This window comes from Candidatus Nitrosocosmicus sp. FF01 (assembly GCF_047711275.1).
GTDB lineage: Archaea > Thermoproteota > Nitrososphaeria > Nitrososphaerales > Nitrososphaeraceae > Nitrosocosmicus.
This window is the reverse complement of the sequence record NZ_JBLNIG010000006.1, coordinates 25,269-45,417: the sequence shown is the minus strand read 5'-3', so window position 1 is coordinate 45,417 and position 20,149 is coordinate 25,269. Positions and strand designations below refer to the sequence as shown.

The following is a 20,149-nucleotide window of genomic DNA, read 5'->3' as shown; positions in this document are numbered from 1 at the left end:
CATTTTAATATCAGTCAGTTTATGGGGGCCATTTAATTGACAGTTCACTTAAAAATACATATAATCATCAGTTTCGCTACTCTTTCAAGTAACAACAATAACCTAAATTAAAGCGTAATTCAAGTGAACATATAATAAAAAGACCTTATTCATTAGGCCTATGTCTGAATTTGACAGTACTATAAGTTTCATTTTTGGCAGATGGAAAAGTCAAATACTTTATACAGGCGCCAAGAGTGGCATATTCGACTACCTTACAACAAATCCCGTAGATATACACCATATTGCACAGGATTTAAATCTCAACGAGATTATGGCATATCGTATTCTCAGAGCAATATCGACTTTAGGCTATGCAAAAGAAGAAAATGATGGTCGCAGATTCTCTATAACATCATTGGGAGAAATACTGAAAAAAGATCATCCTCAAACCCTCCAAGGAGTTTTACTTTTAGAAGAGGGACCAGAACATTATCAAATTTGGAAACATTTACCTAGAATGATTAAGGACGGACAGCAGAATGCTTTTTCTTCGGAATATGGCATGGATCTTTTTGAGTATGCAAGTAAGAACTCAGAGTATTCAAAAATTTTCAACGATGCAATGAGCAGTTATTCGGCGATGCATACTACCATGGTATTAGAAGCACTAAACAATTACGACTTTACTAACATATCTTCCCTTTGTGAAATTGGAGGTGGCCAGGGACATCTTTCAAGCCACCTTCATTCAAAATATGATCATCTCAATGGAACAATATTGGAATTGGAGCCAGTCGTAAGGAATCAAGAAAACTCCTGGCCCAGTAAAATGGGTTTGCAGGATCGTTGTAAATATATCAAAGGCAATATGTTTGATCAGGTCCCTTCAGCAGATCTTTACATGATGAAAATGATTCTACATGATTGGAGCGATAAAGAGTGCATTCAAATACTTGTAAATATTCATAAAGCTGCACCCGACAAAGCCAGAATATTTATTGTTGAACACATAGTGCCAGAACCTAGCCAGCCACACTTTTCGAAATTGTTCGATATACATATGATGTGCGCTACTACCGGTAGAGAAAGGACAATAGCAGAATACAAGACCCTGTTAAGTCAATCGGGATGGAAATATCTTCAAACTCATTACCCTAATTCTAAAATGATTGGTGTTATCGAAGCAGTAAAAAATGGATAACTCTAAACCATTTTCATCAATTATTTTATCGGTGTTGACATTTATTTTTTTAACATATTAACCAAGGTGGAATTTGAGAATCTAATTAAACATGTGCAAATATTTTTATTCTCTATTGATGTATAACAATACGTTCATTACAATACCAATTCTTAATGGTATCTAATCTTAGCCATTGTTGCCAGTTTATGGCTATAAACATAACACAAATATAATAATCCAATAATATCAAGATGTCAGATATGAAATTTCAACGCAGAAGCTATAATGTCTTATTGATACTCGTTATTGGATTTGTAATCTCGTTTTCCATGGCAGTTGCGAATTCGCTCTACATACGAGCTTTTGACGACGCAAACTTTACTAATTCTTTGAATTTGGGAAAACCATTTGTTGTAGAAATTTATCAGTCATCAGGAGGAAAACCGGAATCTACAGATTATGGTATTTATTCAGATTTTGCTGGCAAAGGAATTCTTAACGGTACGATAGATATTGCTGTAGAGGGAAATTATTCGGAAATCCTTAGAAACAATGACACATCCTACATTCAAGGAAATACAAAGTTTTCTACAAAAGACAATGGTACAGCGTCATTTAGTTTTCAAGCTATAGGCAACTACAAACCAGACGGCACTTTTAATAGCAATGGAGTAGGGATCTTCGAAGATGAAGCAAAAGGCGAGCTTTCTTTTCTTAGAAATTGGGTGACCATTTATAAGGATCAAGTAGATAAAAACGGCAATGGAACATTTCTAATGTGGCATCTAAAGTAGATAGAAGAATAAAGCACAGGAACAGAGAGCAAGCTAGTGGAGATACAATGCCTAGAAATTTGATCAATCCATAGGCTCCTCTTGACCGTATACTCTTAAGATCTGTTATAAATAGAGGTACCGACTATCAATATTTCTCTTGTTGTGTCCCTAGATGGGTGCGTAACAATATAAGAGAATAATTTGAATTTGGAATCGTAATATTTCTTACTATAGATACATTCATGCGGTGCTCTAAAAGATCTGAATTGAACTCTTCAATTTAGTATCAAATCTTGAAAGTCATGTATTGCTTAGACCAAGAGTTTGAGTTTACCTTTGAATTTTCAAAAACTACCTATCAGTTTTTGTATATTCTCAGCCACTAATTTTTCAACAGCCTTTTTTGCACCATCTAATAATGTCATGGCTCAAATATCCTGCTTCGATCCAGTGAGAATAAATCTTGGCGCCAGGTTTTTTTTACTTGATTGGCAGCTTGTGCGTGATCTACGTGTACATGGGTCAGAATTATACGTTTTACATTTTTGATATCGTATCCTATATCAAGTATATATTCTTCAAGCATCGGCAATCGAGAAAGAAAAGCTGGGTCAATCAGAGTCAAATTATCCTGATCCTCCACAAACAAGTAAGAAAAAACTTTTCCACGTGGATCAGGATGAATTACTCCATCGATTGAATATACCTTAGGAGTTATCTGGGTCATATGATTTCAAATGATTAATCATATTGATTTTTAAACTTATTCACTTTGATTTCGGAAATTTCATTTTATGATTTATGATTGCAAGACAAGAAATTATTAAAAAACCGCTATTTACTAGAATGGCTATGAGCAGTATATGTAGGTATCTGCATCTACCAATCGATCAATTTTTTCTTGTAATTAAACTGGCTCAAAAATGGGAACATCTGTAGTAATTATCTGATTTGCGTTTGTACAGTTGATAATAAAGTCAATATCAGGTGCCTTTGTACATTCGGATTCCATTTCCTCTTTGCTAGCATTAAGAAACGCCTTAATCCACAATCCAACAATTTCGTAGCACGTGGCCTTAAAGTCCAAATTTGAGTGACTACAAAAGTTGAACCCAACAGCTGTATTGGCATCTCCCTTCATAATTGTCTTTAGCGTGCCTAACAAACAATCGTTATGATAAATTGTTTGGCTTGCTATGTAACAAGCCGCTATTGCTAATTCAGGACTTGTGTATGCAGCAGTTTCTAACAGCCTACCTACACCTTGATAGCAGAATTTGGAAAATTTTGCAGGAGATATATTATCACAATTTGAAAATGTTTCTGAAAGATTGTAATCTAGCGATAGACCATTTTTCACCATATAATAAGCCGGATAATAGTAGTAGCACTGAGATGCAAATTTTTCAACAGTTGTGTCGCAAGGAGAAAAAGTATTATCTAAATCAAAGTCACCTTCTCCTGTTTCAAAGAAGTACTCAATGTTCTCCATAAATATACCCCTTGAGCATGCACTCTGTGCCCATAATGGTACAAACTCATTACAACGATCAACAGCTGCTGCAGTATCATAATTATATAATTTTATCAATCCATGCCCCACTCCATGAATACAATCACGTTCGTGTAGCCAACTTATGTTTTCTTGACCAACGGGACATAGATTCGCAATAGAAATTTGATCCTTTTCTAAGGTATTGTTAGAAAATTGTTCTCCTTCAAAATAACTTTGAAAGATACCATGATAAACCGAACCCCCACAGTGTACTGTTGCATACTTGAGTGCTTCTTTGGGACTTCCTACATAATCATATAGCCACGTTCCAAGGTGGTGACCATCATGATGACAAGAGTAATTGGCTTCGTCAAAAAGGCGAACAAGATTCAAAAATGTTGCTAAAACTAATTCACGGTCTGCTGTGGAATTATCGAGCTCGTCTAGTGCCATCATGGGACAATGATCTTTGCTGGCAAACACATCATGACAAGATACCATAATTTGTTGGGCAAATGCCTTCGATGAATTATTTGCTGACACACCAGCCTCGTTTAGGCTATAACGGGACAGATTCTCAAATGAGTTGTGTACGCCGTGGTCTTTGTGATCGCTTAGTGAATAGACTTGAACACTACTGCCCAAAACAAGGGCAACAAACATTATTACAATTGTTAAAACTGATTTATATTCTAAGGACAACATCGTTGGTCCCTAGTATTTGTCTATTGAATCGAAAAACTCAACTATGTAACAAGGTAAAAGAGTGGTAATCCTTATTAAATTGGGAAAATTCATAAAATCGCTATTATTATATTTCTGAACACATTTGGTAAACTTGCAAAAATGATTGTTCAATGTGAATTCGATCATGAATAATAATTTCATATGTTATTTAACTATTCTGTAAAAAGATTACATTTACTCAATATTTGCGGTTTCTTGTCAAAATATCAAAGAAGTAGAACAGCTAGGTACATTGCTGCTGGTGTGATCGCCTGAAATTTTGCCAATATACTCTCGACTGACTAGTTAAATCAGGATCAAAAGATTGCACATGTGTCTCATTTTGGGACAAAACAAGGTAAACCAATCTTGATAATCAATTTGACATATCAATCGCAAACCTACTATTTTAAGATAGTGAATCAAATATCTTGTCAAATAAGTTGGTTGAAAAGTTGCAATAACACTACTCAAATAAATCTACTTGATTTCGAAATTGAAAATCTAAAAAAATTAAAGTCATACGTTCTTACTTCTTATCTCTGATTCACCGTCTTTTAATCACGAATATGGGTAGGGCATTAAATAAATTTGAAAAGGATTTTACCTTTATTACCCAGGGCTTAAACTCAATTTTTTCAGTAAGTTGTTTCGACTATTCCGATCCTTGTTGAAAGTAAACATAACTATTACACCTTCCTCAACATGCTAAAGGTCTAGGCGTACATTACACATGCCTCTGAATTTATTTCTCTATTAGCCAAATTGTTCTTTTTATATCTGGAGTCTGTTTGTCAAAACCAGTCGCATTACTTAAAAATGAGAAACTTGAACTATTAGTGATTTCAAACTGGACTATTCCATTAAATAATTCTCCCTGGTCATTGATTATTCCAATATCTGAAGAAATCCAATCAATACTCTCCCCATCTTCTGCTGTGATGGTACCATGGGCTGCACTCTGAATAATGCCTTCTGGCAAGTGAGTATTTATGAAGGTCATGTCATTAGTTACATTACCTACGTTTTTCATTACTGCCTTTTCTATAGCATGATCTTGGCTAATTATTGGTGTATCCGATGTTAAATTTTTAGTTTCAAGGAAGGTTCCCGAATATGCTTGATATACCGGTTTGGAAAAATTCAGGGAATTAGTAATCATATTGTTCAGCATGTGACTTGTTGTTTCATTATTTGCAGTTTGACCGAACACATTTTTATCATCTAGTAGTAACACATTAATACTAATCAATAAAATAGAGACAAGCAATATTTTGGTTTGCATATACATAGACAGCAATGAACAATAATATATAAAAATTCTTTTAGATATTATATATAACACGGATTTTCTTAACAAGTGCTTATCCTTGATGCCTGGTTTTTATCTTGCCAATCTTTACCAGATACCTAGAGATGTTGGTAACATATCAAAACTTTGGTCATTTATTTTGTCTTCGTTCAGGTGGATTACAGCCATTGAAGGATCGATTGATAGAGTGGACATAGGGTACTTCTTCCAATGGATTTCAGTCATTGAGATACCTGAAGCAATTTGCAATTAACCCATTTTAAGTAGCGAACAGCACGCATTTGATCATGTAGCTTGACAACTTTTGTTTTAATTGAGATAAGGGGTAGAGGCATATGGACATATATAACAAAAACATTATGGAAAATAAGGGAGATTGCAACAAATATGATTTGATATTTTCATATATATTTGAAGACTCCATTGGTGATTACAAATTCTAATAACATAATCGATGTATGGTAGAAAGAATAGCAAACAGATATTTTACATTTAAGTCGTTGTGGTCATCCTGTTTGACCTTATATTAATAATGGCTCTCAAGCTGGCGTAAATCAAAGCAATCTGCAAGATATATCCACCAACAATTAAAACAATTGCATTTAGAGGTTTAGAAAATGTCATCATTAAATTAACATGAGGAGGTGCAAGGCTATTGCCGATGATAACAAGTATGGCTATGGGGATACAGGCATACAAAGCCTTACTGTATCCCCTCCATAACAAAACAGATAGCGTGATAAAAGATAATTCTAAAGCAATTGCTCTATCAATAAAGTTAGGGTTACCAAATGGAATAGCTATTAGACCTGTTACAACGATAAAGATTAAAACGACTAAAGTAGCTCGAAGATAAATACTCATTGGATTCTTTCATTCACTCCAGACAATACAAAAGGATTTTGGAGTAACATAAATTGAATTCATTTTGGACCAAAGGAGAAAGATTATGAATTTAAGTATTTGGTCTCCAAATAGGCAATAAAGTAATCCGGGTTGTAGTCTTCATTCAGACTATTTTCAAGAAGCACTTTGGGAGCATATGTGGAACCGTATTGGTGTATTTTTAGTCGTAACCACCTTCTGATCGGATCAAAGTTGCCCTTCTCTATGTCATCTTCGTAGCTCTCCATGTCTTTGCGCATCTTTGAAGCAATTATCGCTGAGACCAAATTTCCGAGAGTATAAGTTGGGAAATATCCAAAGAGACCACTGCTCCAATGTGTATCCTGAAGGACCCCCAATGAATCCATTGTAGGTCTTACACCGAGTAACTGTTCCATTCTATCGTTCCAAAATTCAGGAATTTCAGAGACATTAAGATTACCCTCAAATATTTTCTTCTCTATTTCATATCGAATCGCTATATGTAAATTGTAGGTTACTTCATCAGCATCAACTCGAATATAATCAGCCTTGACGTTATTGAAATAAAGGTACAGTTCATCATCTGTAGTTTGACTAGCAAAATTCACTTGCTTTCTAATTAAGGGTGATATCAATTTTACAAAAGGTAAACTTCTACCCACAATATTTTCCCAGAACCTTGATTGAGATTCATGGAGTCCAAGTGAAGACCCACCTTCAATTGGAGTAAGAGATAATGATTGATCACATTGAAGATTATACAAAGCATGACCTCCCTCATGGATGGTACTAAATATCGACTTTTTGAAATCGATTCCTTCATAACGAGTAGTTATTCTGACGTCGTTGAGCCCCATGGTCTCAGTGAAAGGATGAGTAGAAGTATCCATTCTAAATCGTCTCTTGTCGTATTGTAGAAGATCCAAGATATCATGATTAAGCTTATCCACCTTTTTGAAATCATACTTTAATCTCCCAAGATTATTCTCTTTGCAAAAAGGACTGTTTGAATCCACGAGTTTTTTCAAGAGCTTTTGAATACGAGGTGTCAATACACCAAATATCCTATCCAGATCATCTACAGTGAGCTGCTCTTCGAATGTATCTAAAAGAGCATCGTAAGGATGATTATCATACCCCCATTTTGCTGCGATTTCTTTCTTTATTTCTATCATTTTCTGCAAATGGGGTTCAAACATCTTAAAATCAGATTTCGCCCTTGCTTCTCTCCAGGCCATGTTTCCCCTTATTCTTACTAATGATTCTGCCTCAGTCAATTCTTTGGGTATCTTGATCTGTTTGGTTATTTCCTTGTCTAGTACTCTTAGTATGCCCTTTTCAAGATCACCCAGGTTATCTAGTTTCTTTGCTGATTCAACAAGGCCTGTAAATTCTTTGTTTAGCAGTAGATCTTTATGCAGCATGTGAAGCTGAGAATCGGCCACTCCCCGTTCTTCTGTTCCTTCCTTAGGCATAAAAGTCTCAAAGTCCCAACCCATAAGGGAAACGGCATGTTTTATCGACCACATCGGTTTATAAGCATCGAGGATCTGATTCATGACTGGATTCTCGCATCTCATTTTTTTATACCTTTGATGGACTCAATCTTATCAGTCACTTAATCCTTTGCTAGTGTGCGTAGAGTAATTAAACAATATTTCTACGATTATACGAAAGACTAATCAATAATCATAATTTAGAATGCCCAAATCCATTATTTTGATTTGATCTTTGTTTGCATCAGAGAGCAATAAAATGGATGGGGATAGTTAAAAAGAATCAATTTACATGCCTATTCAAACAAGATATCAGAACCTCTCCATTGTCACATTCGAATGTCAGTACCTTTGGGCGAGGCTTTTACTTGACAAATTGCGATCATATTATCGAGAAAGTCTAGATGACCAGTGGAATTTGTTTTGAAAAATACAATACCAGTAGAGACTCTTGGATCATCAGGTCTTACTCCATTAAGGTCAATCATGACGGCAGTTGCGTTGTCGGGTTTCATATTGCCACTACTATTATAGTTATTGGTTGTAATGATGCTTTGTCCATTTACGATAGTATACATTCATGGTGATGAACTAAAAATAAGTTACCGCTCTATGTGCCATTAATTGTTATATTAGGAGTTAGAGGAGGCTTTATCCTTCTTTCACCCGTATAGGATACCTGAGTAAATGTTTTATTGATTGAATTAAAGCTAGTCAACGTATCTGTTCCATTCAAAAATATCCTTCCCAGAACAGGATTTGAATAGGCAAAATTAGTTATGGTTGTGTTACCAATGGTTTTATTGATGTCCATGTTATCTATTCTAGTAGCATTTGAAGTTTGAAATAGTATTAGTGACACTCCACTAGTTACTAACACGATTGCAACAGTTCCTACCAATGTCTCTGTTTTGATAATCTTACTCATTTTCAAAGCGGCAATGGATTTCATATACTTGTCTAGACCCTTCTGGTATATCAAAAAGCCCTTTTGGTTTAAGACCATCAACTCATTTTTTGAGGCTAATGATCGTACTTGAAGTAACTTAGCTACTTGTCAAATAATAGAATCGTTTAATTTGATTCTATTGTGCCAGTTACGAATATCAATATTTATCCCTATTTACAATCAAGACTACTCCTATCATTAATATGAGGGTTGCAAATACTATCTGCTCTGTGATAGGTTCTCTTAGAATAACCCATCCCAGAATCACAGTAACCACAGGACTTGAGTAAGTAAAAGTATTTGCTAATGATGCTGATGTATTTCTGAGAACCCAAAAAAACCTACCCATCCCACTGACCCTACGGTGATTAGATACAACAATGAGGTCATGGATTCCGAAGAAATTGAACATACATGAAAATCCTGTAATTCGCCAGTCAGGAAGCTCATTGCAATTAAAAAAAATCCACCTACAAATAACATCATGCCGGTTGAAACTAGAACATTAACAGGCAGAATTACGTTAGAGGAGTACAGCGACCCAACCGACCAGCTAAGTGCAGCTATTGTCAATGCGAATATGCATACCAATTCAAATGTATTACCTGGAGAATCGAATTCTAGAAATTGTGCTGCCAAAGAAGGAATAATAAGCATTATGAATCCAATGGAACCCATAATAACTCCAAGTACTGTTAATTTCATTACCTTTTCTTTAAATGGTATCTTTCCAATAAGTAATACGCATATAGTAACAGTCGAAACAAAAGTGCAGTAACACTTGAAGAAAGATATTGCTCGCACCATGTCAAGACCCCTTGTCCTCCAAGAATTAATGCAGATCCAATAATTGTTGCTTCCCTCCATTGTCTCTTATCAAGTAGCGAGTGAAGTTTGCTCCAATGACCGGTCAGGATATTTTGACTTTGATACTGATATAGATTAGTATGAGAGTCGTTGTTTTTGGAAGGAATTAGAATATATACTGATATAAGAAGTCCACCAGATAACACATATCTTATTCAAGACATCAAAAAAGGAGGATGGTATCTATAGCAATTTTGATGGTGATATAGGTAGATCCTATGACTACCCAAAGCATTATCAATATTAACCAAATCTTGATCTTATTCATAAAGAGATACCATAGATAACCAATTAATTCATTCTTGATTTTTTTCTAGGTTTCGTTTCAAATCTAATAATAGCCATGAAAGAATGATGAAACTGCATTAGTGATTTCATTTCGAAATTGGATTCATAATAAGGTACATAATGAGGGATAAATCGGATTTAATAAAATCACAAAATTGTTTGTGGATTTAGGTGAATTATCGACAGACTTCACACCATTGTTTTTGGCCTAAAGGTTTGTAGTTGAATCAAACCTCAACCAGTTAGTTTTCTCTCTAGTTACTGCTACTTCCGCTATCACCACTGTCACTGCTACTTCCGCTATCACCACTGTCACTGCTACTTCCGCTATCACCACTGTCACTGCTACTTCCGCTGTCACCACCTTGTTGTGCAGCTGCATTGTTTCCACTATTTGCTTGGTCTTGAGTATTAATATTATTGCATGAATCGTCTACATTCCCACCAGAAGCACATTGTGCGTTTTGGTTGGAGGTTTGTGATTGGCCGATACCTTGGTTGGCAGAGTTACCACCGCTACCACTACCACCACTGCTACCACTGCTACCACCGACGCCTAATTGACCCAATACGTTACTACCACTATTTACTTGGTTTTGGAAGTTTGCATTATTACAAGATACTATAGCATCCTTACCAGATACACATTGTGCGTTTTGGTTGGAGGTTTGTGATTGGCCGATACCTTGGTTGGCAGAGTTACCACCGCCACCTTGTTGTGCAGCTGCATTGTTTCCACTATTTGCTTGGTTTTGGGTATTAGTGTTACTACATGAATTGCTCAATGAACCGCCTGCTACACATTGTGCGTTTTGGTTGGAGGTTTGTGATTGGCCGATACCTTGGTTGGCAGAGTTACCACCGCTACCACTACCACCTTGTTGGCCTACTGCGTTACTACCAGTATTTGCTTGGTTTTGAGTGCTTGTATTGTTACAAGAATCAGCTACATTGCCACCAGATACACATTGTGCGTTTTGGTTGGAGGTTTGTGATTGGCCGATACCTTGGTTGGCAGAGTTACCACCGCTACCACTACCACCACTTTGAGCACCCGCATTGTTTCCAGTATTTGCTTGGTTTTGAGTGCTTGTATTGTTACAAGAGTTGGCTGTGTTTCCGCCTGCTACACATTGTGCGTTTTGGTTGGAGGTTTGTGATTGGCCGATACCTTGGTTGGCAGAGTTACCACCGCTACCACTACCACCACTTTGAGCAGCCGCATTGTTTCCTGTGTTTGTTTGACTTTGTGTATTTTGGTTGTTTCCAGAATTCGTAGTATTACCGCCAGATGCTACTCCACTGTTTTGGTTGGAGGTTTGTGATTGGCCGATACCTTGGTTGGCAGAGTTACCACCGCTACCACTACCACCTTGTTGGCCTACTGCGTTACTACCAGTATTATTTTGGGTTTGTGTATTTTGGTTGTTTCCAGAGTTGTTTGTATTACCGCCAGATGCTACTCCACTGTTTTGGTTGGAGGTTTGTGATTGGCCGATACCTTGGTTGGCAGAGTTACCACCGCTACCACTACCACCACTTTGAGCAGCTGCATTGTTTCCTGTGTTTGTTTGAGTTTGTGTATTTTGGTTGTTTCCAGAATTCGTATGTATTACCGCCAGATGCTACTCCACTGTTTTGGTTGGAGGTTTGTGATTGGCCGATACCTTGGTTGGCAGAGTTACCACCGCTACCACTACCACCACTTTGAGCAGCCGCATTGTTTCCACTATTTGCTTGGTTTTGAGAGTTTACGTTATTACAAGAAAAAAGTGTACCGTTACCCGACACACATACACCAAGTTGGAGTGAAGATTGTGATTGGCCGATGCCTTGATTAGCCGTGTTAGTTGTAGCGTTTACATTCATTGTCATTGAGGTTGGACCTAAAATCAAAATGAATGAAATGGCAACAATAACTAAGGAAAGATTATTAAAAGTTTTAATGCTATTCATTCAGCACTTATTACCAATATGAGTATATAAAGTCATGTATATTATTATCAATTCAATTAGAAATTTGCTAATTTCTTCTTTTTCATTTGCGGTCTTTTTTATCCAATATTACCAATGGAAAAATTAGTATTGTCTCTAGGCTTTTATCGGGGGTGATGATAGAATGTGAATTTCAGACTTATTGAATACTAGATATACAGTCTCGATATGGTATTCAGGCTCCACACAAGATAAAAATGGCGTGTCATAAAAAAAGGTCCCAAACCATCTTTTATTTTCATTCAATAGAGTTATTCTACTTCCGTGAGTTGAGTTGTTTATCAGATTTTTTAATTTTTGCAAAGACTAGCGAGGCAAAACCTCTTGCAACAATACTGATTGGCTGACCATATACACTCCAAAATTCCTTGAATTGCTCATCAAAGTTAAGAGGAGGGATCACACTAACCGTCAAATTCATTGATGGATTTGTTACATAGCCGAATGAAGGATACTTACCAGTTGTTTGGAGAATGGGACTCATGGTTATGCTTTCATTATTATTAGGTGCAATATCCAAAGATTCAATCATAGTTTCCAAAAATAGAGAAGCAGTAAAGGGAATAGTATAGAAACCTTCAGGTGTTTGGGGAGACGCAATTATCTTAAATAATGAAGGGCGAATACTTTCAATTGTTGCGGATAATCCGCTCGAGTTAAAATCCGAACCCTCTCCAGTGCTGTCACCATTGAAACTGATGTCTGTAACATTGTTAGAAAAGGTTGAATAGATATTGGCAGGAACCATCAGTTGTTCCCCTTGTCTTATCACTATATCCTTTGGAGAAGTTACAATGGTTATTGCTGATGGAGGAACTCCAATCAGTAAAATCACTAATCGCACTCTCGTTAAGAGCCCTGGTTGTATAGAAAAGGATACCATACTCACTAGGATTATCAATATAGCTCAGATTCAGGTTCATTTTAATATATCCGGGTCCAAGGTTGGGACAACCAAGAGTTTGAGAATAATTTGTGTTAGAGTATAATAGTATTTTGCTTCCGGTTGAGGCTAATTGATAAAGATACTCGCTCCAATTTCCATTAACTAACTTTTGATGTTTATAGAATATCGATTGAACATAAAGAATAGAATTACTGTTAGTGCATCTAATTGAATAAATAGGTAACAACAGATTTGTTACCATTCATTATCTTGATATTACGTAATACGCTGAAATTGTTGAATTTGTTGTTATGATATTGAAATGGGATTGATGAGACAATGACAAAGACACAAACAAGGATGATACGATCAGGTCAGTTTGGGTCCTATCAATCATCGATTCTTATCCCTTGTACGGCTAATACTTTGATATGGTCCATAATTGGACCAGAACAGACTGACTTTGAACTAATTGGGCAATTGGGACGGCGTTTGTTGCTTATTTATACAATATTTTTAATTAAATTCAGACTATGGCATGATTCGGATTATCCTCTGATTTGGTAGTCATATTTTTGATGAAGGACACAGAATGACAAAATTTTATATTACGAGTATGCAGAAGCATAAAAATTTTCATTAGCATTATCTACTGGTTGAATAATATTAGGAATACTAATTAACCGTGTTATTTTGAATGTTTCCTCTTTCTTGAGTGTTTATTGAATCTAAACGGTTACTTTAAGAAAGAATTGTCAGATTCATGGCCATTTAATGAACAGTTGCTAATAGTCTTGCGACTTACACTATACAGAGCAAAAATCAAAATACCTATTGCAAAGAATCTCAATGGAATCTGATAATTTGTAAGAAAAGTAGTAGCAATTATACCTGCACTTCCAAATGTAGAAATTATTACAAATCCGATTGAAGAACAGCTTGCACAAGTACTAAATAAAGTCGTCAGAAACGAACTCGAAAGTAACGATTTGTATTCACTATTTATTGAATTTCTTAATAGGTAAATATTCATTGAAACAGTGACTCCCAAAAGTGTTGCACTTATGGTAGATAGAATGAACCCTACTATAGCATCATTTGGTAGGTAAAAATACAATATAGGGGAGAAAAATAGCAGTTCATCAAAGACATTAAAAACTACCCAAAAAACAGTAAAAACCAGAACGGTTATTCCAATATACAAAATTGGATTTGAACCATATACTAATCTGAATACAAAAAATCCGGACATCTAATTCTTTTTGATCTTGCTTTCCAATTCGTCGATAATTACCTTAAATATAGGAAAAGGCTTTGGACCTTGAATTTTTTCAATCATTGATCCATCACTGGACATTATTATGAAAGATGGTGTATCGGTAAATCCCAGGGAATTTGCCATAGCAATATCCCTGTCTACTAATGACTCATATTTTTTAGTGTCAAAACATGAATCAAACTGAGTAGAATTGATATCAGGTAGTTGGGAAGCAAATTTCTTTATGTTGTCAACATCAACCCATCCAGAATCGATTGCACCTTGATTTGTATACAAAATCTTATGAAACTCCCAGAATTTTCCTTGGTCGTTTGTGCATTGTGCTGCAAGAGAAGCGTTTTTTGAATCAAAACCTCGATTCGGAAGATGTTTGAACACATAGACGGCTTTGTCTGATTGAATATAAGATGAATTGATCTGTTGTTCTGTATTGTCTACATATCTTTTACACAGGTGACATTGAAAATCGCTAAAGTCTATAACCACTAGTGAAGCATTTAAATTCCCATAATAAGGCGAACCTTGATTAATTAACGTAGATAGGGTAAGGTTATTGTCAGGGGCTAATGCAAAAGCCATTTTCTTCACTACATGTTGATTAGATTCTGCATAGCTGATATTTAATACCACAAATAGTAAAAAAGATAAAAAGACAAAAGATGAACAAATATTAACTTTATTTTGAGTAAATATCATACTCTAGATTAAATATCATCGTTTCCTGTATAAATCCTCCTTTTATTCGTGATCCTATTATCTACTGAAGTTCGACCAGAACAGAAAACCGTTTTGATTTGATGATCCTAATAGAGCTATTGATTTCTACGGTATTAGATAAGAAATTACATTAAAAAATTCTAACTTTTATCATTTAAAATAGTTTCAGACTCGGAAGAAGGTAGCTCAAAAAGAATGAAATATTTGGATAAAATGGCGGGCGTTAACGGGGAAACACCATATCAATCGATAGATGAAGCGGATACAGCCTACACATTACATTGGTGTAATTAATATCTTGGGGCTTAGTGACGTACCGTGATGACATGGTTTGTTGCACAATGGGCAATTCTTTCTATCAAAATTAATACAACGACAAACATGATCTGCAAGTGAATCTTTGGATGTTTTGATAGATTCTTTATTACTAGCACAAGATGAACACACAGTGTTGGTAGTCTCAGGAAGCACTATACCACCACAAATCTCGCATGCTTTCATTTCTCAAATTCTATGTCGATATTATTGATAAACTCTTTGTAAATACCAATAATGAAGATAATTCACAATATTATATGATTAAGTAAACCAACAACATTTATGCCTAAAAAATAATAATAGTAGTAGTATAGACAAATGCGATACTATATACAGTGACGCATTTGATGGAAATCATTAGGATATCCACATGATGTTTGATAACAGATTTTCATTTGATTGATTTTTCAGTAGAGCATTTATGCTTTCCACTCCAGTTAGGTTTAACAAGACATAACCAAGTTTTTCCATGTCGATATCCTTAATATCGCAACTACACAATAAAAATATCCCTAGTTTTTTTTGGGGATCAATTCCTGCATAGGAATTCCACCCATTGATTGCACCAGCGTGATTCAGTATTTCAGTTCCAAAATTAGTAAATACACCCTAAACCAGAGCAACATAAGCATCATAATGCGTTGGATTTGATATCGATGCAGAATGACTTAACAAATGTTGTAGTTGGATGGAGGTATCGAGTTTGGTATGGAGTAGACCAATGTTAGCTGACAAATATTTGACCAAGTCATCAGCCGTAGAATGGAGTGCACCAGCACCTGCGATAATTTCAGGAACAATAGGTGTCTCAATTTCAGATCCGTTTAGATGGCCAGTTGGATACATGTAATTTACCTTATGATCTGAGAGTATAATTTTAGTGTCATTTACACCCAGTACATTGAGAATCCGATTTTTGATAGGACCCACATGAGATATTCCACCTTGCTTTAGACTCAATAAGTGATCAAGTAATCCCATCCCGTAATCAGAGTAAAGGAAGATCGTACCAGGTTTGGTGGTTAATGTAATTTTGGACAACGCTTTTTACATTCGGGCTGAATAATAATCTGAATTAAGTCCCCAATTGTATTGTTTGACCCTGTGTCTGAAGGCATAAAGGGAAGACCCGAAGTATGAGTTGCAAGGTTTTCGAGCGTTATTTTTGTACCATGATATTGAGGTACGGTTTCCTACTTGGGAAGGTACATTTCGATTGAATCATGAAGATTTACAATTCCTTGAGTCATCATGTCTGCTTATACTAGAGTAGTAAATCTCTTTGTAATCCATCCAATGTCAAAAAAAGGTGCTTCCAGTGACCGGTATATTATTATCTTTAGAAACATTCCCATAGCCAGATATCTTTACTTCACTAGAATCTACAAACCCTATTACGATGGCGGCCTTAGACTTGTTGACCATATCCTCTAAGATTATCTCCCTGATACTACTAGGTGATTCGTTAGAGTATTCTTTTAATTATGACTTGTCCAATTTTCAGTACCGTCTGACATGTTTCTGGAATAGGAAACAGAATAAATAAACGGTATTGAAACTACAAGATAGAATGTAATAATAAATATACCTGCAAATATGAACATAGTCAAAGGCTTATGGTGTAAATTTGCATACATATATTACTTAAATATGAATCGCTAATGAAATGAACCGTCGAGATATTTTTTGAACATAGGTATTGGAAATCAAGGAGTTTAATAAATTTAATTTATTTCACCACTGATGAATTAAATGCCTGCATACAATCAAATGAAATCTATACAGTTACTACTAATAGGATGTTGACTTAGTGCTTCTCAATATGATACAATTCTAATGAAACATCGGAGAATGGGGATTTGCTTATGTCCAGATAATTTCCTGTAAAATGAATTGATATTGTACGGCAATTCATTACCATAAAAGAGTGTCTGTGTTAGCGACAAGCGAAAGAAATTTGATCAATTTCTTTAACCTAATTGAATCAAAACCAATGAATCAAGAGAGCGCATAAGATGTTTTCAGATACAGAATTTCCTCCTCTCAGAACTTTATTACGGTAAATCACGGATGCTATCCATTGTAATACATGAGCAAAGAAACTATTATTAGTGATATAATAGTATTCAGGAGCAGAAAATTTCGAGTAAAAGTTTTTTCTATGTGTTTATTATTACTGATCTATAATGAAAGCATTGTCAAATATTGAAATTTTTGGATTATCATTTGTTATGGTTGTGGTATTGGTTTTGTATACAAATCTTTATTTTGATGCTTTCGGTCAGGGAAATGAGAAAAAGTATGAGATGGTATTAGAAAGTCAAAATTACACCCATAAAGGAATTACGGGTGAAATTGTTGGTGAGATTTTAAATAATGGAACAGACACTGTAAGGGCAGTAGAAGTATCTGCTATTTTTTATAATGATAGTGGGATTGTAGGATATGAATCAGATCGCACTGACCCTACTACTATAGATTCAGCGGAAAGAGCAGTGTTTGTTTTGCCAATAATTGACGAAGTCATCTTGAGTGATGCTGAAAACTATGAATTCACCATTAAATGGCAAGACGAGTATTCAAGAGATTATTTTGTGAGATTAACCGGGGGCGATATACCAGATAACAGTGACAGCGGTGGAGATGACAGTGACAGTGACAGTGACAGCGACAGCGGTGGAGATGACAGTGACAGTGACAGTGACAGCGGTGGAGATGACAGTGACAGTGACAGTGACAGTGACAGCGGTGGAGATGACAGTGACAGTGACAGTGACAGCGACAGCGGTGGAGATGACAGTGACAGTGACAGTGACAGCGACAGCGGTGGAGATGACGCATAGGAAAGAGACTATAGATAAGCAGGTGTTTCTCACAATTACACAGTGTTAAACATACTTTCGGTATAGCAAGCAAATATCCTCATTAATGCATATTGGGCCATGAATGGCTGGAAGAGTCATTGTTGCCCAGGTATTCTTAATCGGTTGAGTTTCAAGTATAAGGTAAAAGTTATTGTATGAATAAAGGGTAAATTTCGTCATATAACATTATAGGATTATTTGCAAGGTCAAATGAGGTTTATAGTCAATAAAGAATCAAAAAACTATTTTCGCGAGAAGATATTAGTTTTTTTGATTAGAGAGATTGACATATCTTTTGATGCGCTGATTCTACTTGTAAATTGGTAAATAATTCTTAATTTACAAATTTACGGTTTTTGAACATTGGTAAAAAAACCAGATACTCAACTCATTATTCTAACTGCTATTTGTGTTTCATTATTATTGTACTCCAATAATTTCATGATAAATAACTTATCGTATGGTGCCTACATTAAAGCACCTTTAGCACCAAGCGGACCTTCAATTAATGACGATAACCTCCTGGTTCAAAAAGTAACCGATGGACTTGAAATACCCACTAGTATGGCGTTTTTGGGACCAAATGACCTATTAGTTACAGAAAAAGAAACAGGGAAGGTTATTCATATTGTGGATGGTCAGATACAAGATGAACCAGCTCTTGATGTGACAGTAGCCAATAGCATAGAAAGAGGCCTGCTAGGCATTGCCATATCAAAACAACCAGATGGAAAGACCTTCGTGTTCATTTCGTTTACTGAATCGGGTAATGAAGTGGATGGAAGTGATGTTGAAAGTAATGTAGACCCAGCAGGTAATAGACTATATCGGTATGAATATGTAGATGGTCAGCTGATCAATCCTGTTTTGTTATTAGATTTAACCGCAATACCACCCAATGATCGAGGTGAACATAATGGAGGTAAGATCCGTATTGGTCCAGACAACAACATATATTTTATTGTAGGAGAAGTGGGAGGACACAGAACCCAGGCTCAAAATATTGAAGATGGACCACCACCAAATGGTTTAGGAGGAGTATTAAGGATTACACAAGATGGTCAAATTATACACGGAGAACCCTTATTTGGTAACGAATTACCTCTAAATTTATACTATGCAATGGGTATTCGAAACAGTTTTGGCATGGATTTTGATCCGGTAACAGGAAACTTATGGGATACTGAAAATGGACCTTACACCGGAGATGAGATTAATTTGGTTTTTCCGGGCTTTAACAGCGGTTGGTCGTTGATTCAAGGATTATCTCAGAACGACCTGCTTGGTTCTGGTGCAACATCTGATGACCTTGTTTATTTTGGAAAAGGAAGTTATGCTGAACCTAAATTATCCTGGGTTACTCCAATTGGCATTACCGCATTAAAGTTCTTGAATTCAGATAAGCTGGGAAAGCAATATCAAAATAATATGTTTGTAGGCGATATTAACAACGGTCTTCTATACCGATTCATACTTAATGATGCTCGAGACGAAATATCTTTTGATAGTGGATATACTGGAAACACTGCTTTATTAGCAGACAAAGAAGTTAATGATCCAAAGGAGAATCAACCCTTTATTTTTGGTCAAGGATTTGGTGGAATAACAGATATTGAGGTGGGTCCGGATGGATTTTTATATGTCTTGAGTTATACTGGCTCTTTATTTAGAATTGTACCTTCACCTGCCGGTACAACAACTACGATGAGTAGTTCCGCCAGTCCCGCTAATAATGCTGGCACTACAGAGGATCAGCAAGCAGTCGAACAATCTGAAAATGAGAATGATCAAAGCGTAGCACAAAATGGAAATTCTGTTCCAGCTGTCATCTTAGGATTATACGACGCAAAGTCCTATTCTCCAAACCCAATCACAATTGAAAGAGGTCAAACAATAACATGGTATAATGGGGATACTATTTCTCATACTGTAACTTCAGGAACAGACAATGATGCCAACGCCGGGCAGATATTTGATTCTGAAGCCATAATACCAAATCAATATTATAGCATCACATTTGATGATTCCGGCATATATCCCTACTATTGTTTTTACCATCCATCAATGGTCGGAGAGGTTGTTGTAGAATAAGTACACTTCAACATCCATTTTACATTTATTAGAAGTTTTACGCAAACAACAGACCAGC

23 protein-coding genes are annotated in these 20,149 nt (G+C 35.9%); 6 read left to right on the top strand and 17 right to left on the bottom strand.

Annotated features, from left to right (window positions below; genetic code table 11):
• The first annotated feature begins 160 nt into the window (after window positions 1-160).
• Both ACMT7R_RS14645 and ACMT7R_RS14640 read left to right on the top strand, forming a co-directional pair.
• Complete coding sequence (locus ACMT7R_RS14645; protein ID WP_415312710.1) at window positions 161-1,183, top strand: methyltransferase; 1,023 nt, start codon at window positions 161-163, stop codon at window positions 1,181-1,183.
• 275 nt (window positions 1,184-1,458) lie between these two features.
• Window positions 1,459-1,959, top strand: a complete 501-nt coding sequence (locus ACMT7R_RS14640; RefSeq protein WP_415312709.1) for a hypothetical protein — start codon at window positions 1,459-1,461, stop codon at window positions 1,957-1,959.
• A 403-nt stretch (window positions 1,960-2,362) separates the two neighbouring features.
• Here the strand turns inward: ACMT7R_RS14640 and ACMT7R_RS14635 are convergent, their stop codons facing one another.
• From ACMT7R_RS14635 to ACMT7R_RS14590, 10 genes are all read right to left on the bottom strand, one after another.
• A complete protein-coding gene (locus ACMT7R_RS14635) occupies window positions 2,363-2,668 on the bottom strand; it encodes an MBL fold metallo-hydrolase (RefSeq protein WP_415312708.1) in 306 nt (101 codons plus the stop codon).
• 180 nt (window positions 2,669-2,848) lie between these two features.
• A complete protein-coding gene (locus tag ACMT7R_RS14630) occupies window positions 2,849-4,099 on the bottom strand; it encodes a hypothetical protein (protein ID WP_415312707.1) in 1,251 nt (416 codons plus the stop codon).
• Window positions 4,100-4,907: 808 nt separating this feature from the next.
• Window positions 4,908-5,447, bottom strand: coding sequence for a hypothetical protein (locus ACMT7R_RS14625; protein ID WP_415312706.1), 540 nt, complete (start codon window positions 5,445-5,447; stop codon window positions 4,908-4,910).
• Between the two features lie 519 nt (window positions 5,448-5,966).
• Window positions 5,967-6,338 carry a hypothetical protein gene (locus ACMT7R_RS14620; RefSeq protein ID WP_415312704.1) on the bottom strand — a complete coding sequence of 124 codons (372 nt, stop codon included), beginning with the start codon at window positions 6,336-6,338 and terminating at the stop codon, window positions 5,967-5,969.
• 83 nt (window positions 6,339-6,421) lie between these two features.
• On the bottom strand, window positions 6,422-7,900 hold the full coding sequence (locus tag ACMT7R_RS14615; protein WP_415312703.1) for a carboxypeptidase M32: 1,479 nt from the start codon (window positions 7,898-7,900) through the stop codon (window positions 6,422-6,424).
• A gap of 266 nt (window positions 7,901-8,166) precedes the next feature.
• Window positions 8,167-8,415 (bottom strand): hypothetical protein, encoded by a 249-nt coding sequence (locus ACMT7R_RS14610; protein ID WP_415312701.1) that lies wholly within the window; start codon window positions 8,413-8,415, stop codon window positions 8,167-8,169.
• A 32-nt stretch (window positions 8,416-8,447) separates the two neighbouring features.
• A complete protein-coding gene (locus tag ACMT7R_RS14605; protein ID WP_415312700.1) occupies window positions 8,448-8,843 on the bottom strand; it encodes a hypothetical protein in 396 nt (131 codons plus the stop codon).
• 100 nt (window positions 8,844-8,943) lie between these two features.
• Complete coding sequence (locus tag ACMT7R_RS14600) at window positions 8,944-9,135, bottom strand: EamA family transporter (protein WP_415312699.1); 192 nt, start codon at window positions 9,133-9,135, stop codon at window positions 8,944-8,946.
• Entirely contained in the window at window positions 9,090-9,593 is a 504-nt protein-coding gene (locus tag ACMT7R_RS14595; protein ID WP_415312712.1) for a hypothetical protein, read from the bottom strand. Before ACMT7R_RS14595 ends, ACMT7R_RS14600 begins: the two co-directional genes overlap by 46 nt.
• A 602-nt stretch (window positions 9,594-10,195) precedes the next feature.
• Window positions 10,196-10,726 carry a hypothetical protein gene (locus tag ACMT7R_RS14590; RefSeq protein ID WP_415312697.1) on the bottom strand — a complete coding sequence of 177 codons (531 nt, stop codon included), beginning with the start codon at window positions 10,724-10,726 and terminating at the stop codon, window positions 10,196-10,198.
• Here ACMT7R_RS14590 and ACMT7R_RS14585 point away from each other — a divergent pair.
• Together ACMT7R_RS14585 and ACMT7R_RS14580 are read left to right on the top strand one after the other, a co-directional pair.
• The gene (locus ACMT7R_RS14585) at window positions 10,719-10,862 is read left to right on the top strand and encodes a hypothetical protein (RefSeq protein ID WP_415312696.1); all 144 of its coding nucleotides are present in this window, start codon (window positions 10,719-10,721) and stop codon (window positions 10,860-10,862) included. The two genes, ACMT7R_RS14590 and ACMT7R_RS14585, sit on opposite strands and share 8 nt — an antisense overlap.
• 339 nt (window positions 10,863-11,201) lie before the next feature.
• Window positions 11,202-11,486: a hypothetical protein gene (locus ACMT7R_RS14580; protein ID WP_415312694.1), complete on the top strand. Its 285-nt coding sequence runs from the start codon at window positions 11,202-11,204 to the stop codon at window positions 11,484-11,486.
• On the opposite strand, the gene ACMT7R_RS14575 is transcribed toward ACMT7R_RS14580, so the two are convergent.
• The 7 genes from ACMT7R_RS14575 to ACMT7R_RS14545 all read right to left on the bottom strand — a co-directional run bounded on the left by ACMT7R_RS14575 (window position 11,472) and on the right by ACMT7R_RS14545 (window position 16,561).
• A complete protein-coding gene (locus ACMT7R_RS14575) occupies window positions 11,472-11,897 on the bottom strand; it encodes a hypothetical protein (RefSeq protein WP_415312693.1) in 426 nt (141 codons plus the stop codon). The two genes, ACMT7R_RS14580 and ACMT7R_RS14575, sit on opposite strands and share 15 nt — an antisense overlap.
• 295 nt (window positions 11,898-12,192) lie before the next feature.
• Complete coding sequence (locus tag ACMT7R_RS14570) at window positions 12,193-12,771, bottom strand: hypothetical protein (protein WP_415312691.1); 579 nt, start codon at window positions 12,769-12,771, stop codon at window positions 12,193-12,195.
• Window positions 12,772-13,558: 787 nt separating this feature from the next.
• A complete protein-coding gene (locus ACMT7R_RS14565; protein WP_415312690.1) occupies window positions 13,559-14,074 on the bottom strand; it encodes a hypothetical protein in 516 nt (171 codons plus the stop codon).
• Complete coding sequence (locus tag ACMT7R_RS14560; RefSeq protein WP_415312689.1) at window positions 14,075-14,731, bottom strand: DsbA family protein; 657 nt, start codon at window positions 14,729-14,731, stop codon at window positions 14,075-14,077.
• Between the two features lie 363 nt (window positions 14,732-15,094).
• Window positions 15,095-15,319, bottom strand: a complete 225-nt coding sequence (locus ACMT7R_RS14555; RefSeq protein ID WP_415312688.1) for a hypothetical protein — start codon at window positions 15,317-15,319, stop codon at window positions 15,095-15,097.
• Window positions 15,320-15,745: 426 nt separating this feature from the next.
• A complete protein-coding gene (locus ACMT7R_RS14550; protein ID WP_415312687.1) occupies window positions 15,746-16,177 on the bottom strand; it encodes a serine hydrolase in 432 nt (143 codons plus the stop codon).
• A 258-nt stretch (window positions 16,178-16,435) separates the two neighbouring features.
• The gene (locus tag ACMT7R_RS14545) at window positions 16,436-16,561 is read right to left on the bottom strand and encodes a hypothetical protein (protein WP_415312686.1); all 126 of its coding nucleotides are present in this window, start codon (window positions 16,559-16,561) and stop codon (window positions 16,436-16,438) included.
• 761 nt (window positions 16,562-17,322) lie between these two features.
• Between ACMT7R_RS14545 and ACMT7R_RS14540 the strand changes: the two genes are divergently transcribed.
• On the top strand, window positions 17,323-17,979 hold the full coding sequence (locus ACMT7R_RS14540; protein ID WP_415312685.1) for a hypothetical protein: 657 nt from the start codon (window positions 17,323-17,325) through the stop codon (window positions 17,977-17,979).
• 384 nt (window positions 17,980-18,363) lie between these two features.
• Window positions 18,364-20,091 (top strand): PQQ-dependent sugar dehydrogenase, encoded by a 1,728-nt coding sequence (locus ACMT7R_RS14535; RefSeq protein WP_415312684.1) that lies wholly within the window; start codon window positions 18,364-18,366, stop codon window positions 20,089-20,091.
• Window positions 20,092-20,149 lie beyond the last annotated feature (58 nt).